The following is a 5,027-nucleotide window of genomic DNA, read 5'->3' as shown; positions in this document are numbered from 1 at the left end:
GGTCGCCGGTACCGGCGAGGATGCGGCGGCGCGGGCGTTGCGTGCGGGGTGGGAGTGCGCCGCGAATCCGGTGGTCCTGGCGTGCGAACAGACGGAGGACGTGTCGTGAGCGTGGAATGGTTCGATCTGGCTCAGCGTCTCTATGCCGCCGAAACAGGGCGCCCCGTTGCTCGGCTCGCACACACCACGTTCACCCCGTCAGCGTCGGCGCTGGCGGTGCGGGCGAGCGCACGCGGCGGCAGTGTGAGCGTGTCCGCTGCGGCGTTCGGTGGAGGTGAGGAAACCGCGTGCGATGAGGCAGGGTTGGCGTTGCTGGCACGGTTGGGCGGCACGTTGGCGGCGGATGCCCCGGCGATGTTGCTCACCGACGACGGCGGCACGATTCCGGCGCTGGTGGGGTTGGCGCGGGCGCACGCTCACCACAGTGACCCGAACATCTCTGGTAGCGCCGCGATGGTGGGGTGGTGGGCGGATCGGGCGGATCATCCCGGCACGTCGGCGGTGGTGAATCTTCCGGCCGCGTCCAGTGCCCGCTACGTGCTCGGAGTGGTGCCGGAAGCGCAGCGGTCGGCGAGGGTGTGGCGGACGTGGTTTCAGATCGCGGACGAGAGTGTCGCCGGGATGCACGAGTGGGCGCGTGCGATCGGCAGTGGCCCGTTGCTGCCGCTGCTCGCTGCGATCGGCGAAGACGACGCGTATTCGTTTTCTCGGGCGCAGTCCGCACTGGTGGACGGTCACGACTGGTCGCGTCCCGACAACACGGCCAGCGCCGCGATGGGTCTGCGAAGTCGTTGTGACGCAGCAGATGTGATGTCATCAGCCTTGCTCGATGATCCGATGTGGCGCGAGCGTGCACTGCACACCGGCCACGTCGCGGTGGGTGTGGCATCGATGACGCCGCCACCGAAAGGTTCACGTCGCCGCAACGGGTCGTTGTCGGTGACGTGTGAGCGTCTGGATTCGCGCCTTCGGGTTGGATCTGCTGTCACCGGGTGGGTCGGTACACCGCGACGGCGTCCGTTCGAGCAGTTCACTGTCGAGGTCGCATCGACGGAGGTTGTCGGCGGGAAGTTGGTGCTCGGACTCGGTTCGGTGGGGATGTATGCGCCGCCGAGTGGGGCGTCGGTGGTGTTGATGCCGCAAGCGGCGTCACCTTTCGCGATGCGCGCTGGTCGTGGCCGGTACTGGCGGCTCTACCGAGGGCGGCGGTCCTGGCTTTCGACGGGGCAGACACCCGTTCCTTCCCGGCGTGAAGTGCCGTTGGACGTGCTCATTGCGGGCGCTGAGGAATAACGCCGGCACTGGGCACAAAGTATGTAAATAGCCAGTTCAGAGAGCTTTTTGAGGAAAGGATTGATTCGTCATGCGCATTACTGTCCCGTCGGATATCGCTGCCCCCTCCGGCCCGGTGCCGTCGTCGTCCCGTCCGCCCGTCCCGTCGCTGACGGGGTGGCCGGGGTCGGAGATCATGTCCGACCCGATCACGGCGCGGGTGCTGTTTTCGGTGTGGTCGGGTGATCCTGCGGTGGTGGTGCCGTCCCCTCCCGGTGCGGGCAAGACCCGATTGGTTGCACTGCTGGCTGCGGCATTGGCGCACCGGGCGGATCTGCGCGTAGGGATCGCGGCGCAGACCCGCGAACAGGCGGTGGAGATTGCACGCCGGTTGGGAACACTCACCGACCGCGCCGCCTTGATGTGGAAAGCGATGCCGCCGGCACCGGATAGCGGCGACACACCGGTGGTGTCGGGGCAGAAAGTGCGCTGGCAGGGCGACGTCGGTGCAATTCTGATCGGCACGACGGCGCGATGGTTGTTCTCGGACCCGGACCGAGTCGGTGCGGACGTGTTGATCGTGGACGAGTCGTGGCAATGCACTTACGCCGATCTGGGAGCGCTGGGAGCCATGGCGAAACAGGTGGTGTGCGTCGGTGATCCCGGACAGATCGACCCGGTGGTGACCGGCGATGTATCTCGTTGGGAGGGAAGCGAAACTGCGCCCGATCTACCCGCCCCGATTGCACTGTTGGCTGCGCACGGCGACGTGGTGGGGATGGTGCGGTTGGCGCACACCTGGAGACTTGGCCCCGACACCACAGCACTGATCGCGCCACTGTTCTACCCCGATTTGCCGTTCACCTCGAAGCGGCCCCCGGAACACCTCACCGATTCGAGCGGAGTTGTGTGGCCCGAATTGGCGCACCGCCCGATCACAGCCTGCGGAGGCCCGTCCGATCCGGCCCTGGTGACCGCATGCGCCGCGCGGGCGGCGGAACTACTGGCAGCGGATCTGGTCACCACCGCAGGCCAGCGGCCAATGACGGCCGCCGACGTGGCCGTGGTGGTCCCGCACGTGACTCAGGCTGCGGCGATCCGTGCCCTACTGAGCGAGCACCCCGACGTACTGGTCGGCACCGCCAATTCGCTGCAAGGCCTCGAGCGTCCTGCCGTCGTGGTGCTGCACCCGTTGGCGGGATACCGGACCGCCGAACCTTTCAACCTCGATGCGGGCCGCGCCTGCGTGATGCTCTCGCGTCACCGCGCCCACATGTCCGTCGTCATCGACAGCGCGACTGCGAGCGTTCTTGCACATGGTGCGCCGTCGCCCGCGCTCGAGGTCCAGACCGGCCTGTTGGCCGCGCTGCACAGCACCCCCGCTGTGTAGCTCACCCGCAAGGGAAAGGGACACAACACATGTCCGAAACAGCGAAGATCGAATACCGTGCACGCGTCTGGGAAGGAATAGACACATTCGATGCAGTCGCGGCATCGACAGCAGGCGGCAGCAAGCGCGATGACTTCCGCTACGAGCAAGACCCCGAGTCGCAGATCCACGACAACTTCCGTCCGCGCTGTGCGGGCAGCTGACGGGATGATCGCGTATGCCCGCCGCTGCGGTACCGGCACCGAAGAATTGCCCACGGTGTTCGCGGATTTCCTCTCCGATGCACATCACCTGGCCGACGCGTTGGGCGTCGATTGGGATGAGGCCACATGCAATGGGGAGGGGCATTACACCGCCGAGTTGTATGGCACCGGGTAGTCGGGGCACTGACGGCCCGGCAGTCCACGGACGTTCGGCCGGCAGTCCACGGACGTTCGGCCGGCAGTCCACGGACGTTCGGCCGGCAGTCCACGGCACCGGGAGTGTCAGGGGCGGAGGCTGAGGGAAGATGAACGGAATGGCCGGTACCGGTTTACATCCCAATTCGGTATCATGATGATTATGAGCACGCAGATCGCGGTACGGCTACCCGAGGACATCGTGGTGTTTCTCGACAGTGAGGTCAGTGGTGGGCGCGCGAAAAGCCGTGCTCAAGTTGTGCTTCGAGCGTTGGAGCGTGAGCAGCGTCGACAGCTTGCAGCCCGAGACGTGGAGATCTTGTCTGATGGTCTCGGAACCGGTAGCGATGTGAATATCGCCGCCGCGCACGGGAAGAAGAACTGAGTGCGGCCAATCCATGACGCCCACCTCGAAACGCTCTGTCCGGTCTTGGTTCTGACGAGGGAGCTGGTTCGGCCTCATCTGGGGACGGTCACTGTTGCTCCCGTTCGTGCGGAGGGGCGGGGGTTATCGACCGAGCTGAGTTTGGGCGAAGACAACGGTGTCGAGGACGGATCGGTTGTCGACTGCGACGGGGTGACGACCATCCCGGTGTCGGCACTCGGGGTGAATCGAGGATTTCTCTTGCCTGCTCAGGAAGTGTTGTTGACCAGGGCATTGCGATCAGCATTTGATCTCGAGTCATTAGGACGCCAGTAGCGGGGATGGGGCAGCGATGGTGGTGAGGAAGTGGGAGCAGATTCCCCTGTTCGACCTCGATCCTTCTCCGGTGCCCGGAGTTCATGGGGATGGTTCTGAGGTCGATTCTGAACCAGCGCTCTTCGATCTCGACGACGCCGCGGCGCCGGATCCCGATGCTGACGTGATGGATGCCCGTGCGCCGATTGCGGAGGATCGTGTCGCCGCGGAACCAGAGGTCGAACCAGTGGCAGGCGAAAGCGCCCCCATAGCGTGGCAAGGTACGGACTCGTCACCGTCTTCGGATTACAGCACGGAAACAGTTGTGCCCCAAGATAAGCCCATTGCTGACGTGGGACCGGAACCTCCCCCGGCGTCCGAACGGGGCGCAACCGAACCGGCCGCCCTTCCTCCCGCCGGCGAGGCAGCAGACGGCCACGCCGTCATTGTCACAGCAGCCGGCACCTACACACCGTCTGGCCATACACTCACCGGCCCAGTCGATTCCATCGAAAAACTTGACAAACTCATCAGATGGGCAACGCTCACCCCGCTGGGCGCGCCGGCACAGATCTGGATAGTGGGAATCGAAGCGTGCGAGATGCTCGGATGGATCATCGACCCGGGCAGTGAAGACGATGTCGACGACATGGAAGTCCTCCGTACCCGCGCTGCCGAAGAGCTCACCGCGATCCTCCACGCCACGCTGACCCCGATGCTGACCGCAGGATGGGAACTGCGCGGAGAACCCGGCCACGTCGTTCACCTCTCCCGCACCACCGGGAACTTCACATCCATGGTCGACATTTTCATCGAACCCTACGTGTGGACCTACTGGAACAAGGACTTCGGATGGGGCAATCGCGTGGGGGACATGGGGATCCTCGGGTCACCGGCCGCCGGAACCTACCTCCCCGACGACGACCTCCCCGCTGCCCGCGAACTGGGACGCCGACTCGCCTGGTGCGCACAACACCTCGGCGTGCTACCCGGGCCCACCCCCGCACGCACCGGCGCCGCCATCGTCGACAAGATCAAACGCGACCGCACCCGCAGCGGTAAAGGAATCGTCGTCACTGTCGGTGGACCGGTCCCACCGTTGGACGGCGAACCCCGCGGAGATCTCGAACCTGCCCTCGGATGGACCCGCATCCCGGACCTCGAAGAACTTTCCGATGCAACACAACTGGTATCGATAGACCAACGAGCTGCGTACCTCGCTTCGGCTGGCATGCTCGAATTCGGCTACGGAAAACCTCGACATCTTCGCGGCGAGGACGCGCTCGAT

General features: G+C 65.2%; 6 protein-coding genes and 1 pseudogene. All 7 read left to right on the top strand.

Features of this window, described 5'->3' with window-relative positions; genetic code table 11:
* Nucleotides 1–105: 105 nt before the first annotated feature.
* Nucleotides 106–1,293 (top strand): hypothetical protein, encoded by a 1,188-nt coding sequence (locus A2J01_RS26430; protein WP_064113925.1) that lies wholly within the window; start codon nt 106–108, stop codon nt 1,291–1,293.
* Nucleotides 1,294–1,363: 70 nt separating this feature from the next.
* Nucleotides 1,364–2,662, top strand: a complete 1,299-nt coding sequence (locus tag A2J01_RS26425) for an AAA family ATPase (protein WP_064113924.1) — start codon at nt 1,364–1,366, stop codon at nt 2,660–2,662.
* 29 nt (nt 2,663–2,691) lie between these two features.
* Complete coding sequence (locus tag A2J01_RS36595; protein WP_197494306.1) at nt 2,692–2,865, top strand: hypothetical protein; 174 nt, start codon at nt 2,692–2,694, stop codon at nt 2,863–2,865.
* Nucleotides 2,852–3,040 (top strand): hypothetical protein, encoded by a 189-nt coding sequence (locus A2J01_RS26420; protein ID WP_064113923.1) that lies wholly within the window; start codon nt 2,852–2,854, stop codon nt 3,038–3,040. The genes A2J01_RS36595 and A2J01_RS26420 overlap by 14 nt, the downstream gene beginning before the upstream one ends.
* 183 nt (nt 3,041–3,223) lie before the next feature.
* The gene (locus A2J01_RS26415; protein WP_042926289.1) at nt 3,224–3,445 is read left to right on the top strand and encodes a hypothetical protein; all 222 of its coding nucleotides are present in this window, start codon (nt 3,224–3,226) and stop codon (nt 3,443–3,445) included.
* Nucleotides 3,446–3,760: a type II toxin-antitoxin system PemK/MazF family toxin gene (locus tag A2J01_RS26410; RefSeq protein WP_042926284.1), complete on the top strand. Its 315-nt coding sequence runs from the start codon at nt 3,446–3,448 to the stop codon at nt 3,758–3,760.
* Nucleotides 3,761–3,776: 16 nt separating this feature from the next.
* Nucleotides 3,777–5,027 (top strand): annotated as a pseudogene (locus A2J01_RS26405) (hypothetical protein); the annotation flags it as partial.

This window comes from Rhodococcus sp. EPR-134 (genome assembly GCF_001647205.1).
GTDB lineage: Bacteria > Actinomycetota > Actinomycetes > Mycobacteriales > Mycobacteriaceae > Rhodococcus_F > Rhodococcus_F qingshengii.
The sequence above is the reverse complement of the archived record's forward strand: the minus strand, read 5'-3'. Positions and strand labels throughout refer to the sequence as shown.

Excerpts from the sequence above, each read along its gene's own strand:
- A2J01_RS26425 (WP_064113924.1), top strand. The coding sequence starts at position 1,364 with ATGCGCATTACTGTCCCGTCGGATATCGCTGCCCCCTCCGGCCCGGTG.
- A2J01_RS36595 (WP_197494306.1), top strand. The coding sequence starts at position 2,692 with ATGTCCGAAACAGCGAAGATCGAATACCGTGCACGCGTCTGGGAAGGA.
- A2J01_RS26415 (WP_042926289.1), top strand. The coding sequence starts at position 3,224 with ATGAGCACGCAGATCGCGGTACGGCTACCCGAGGACATCGTGGTGTTT.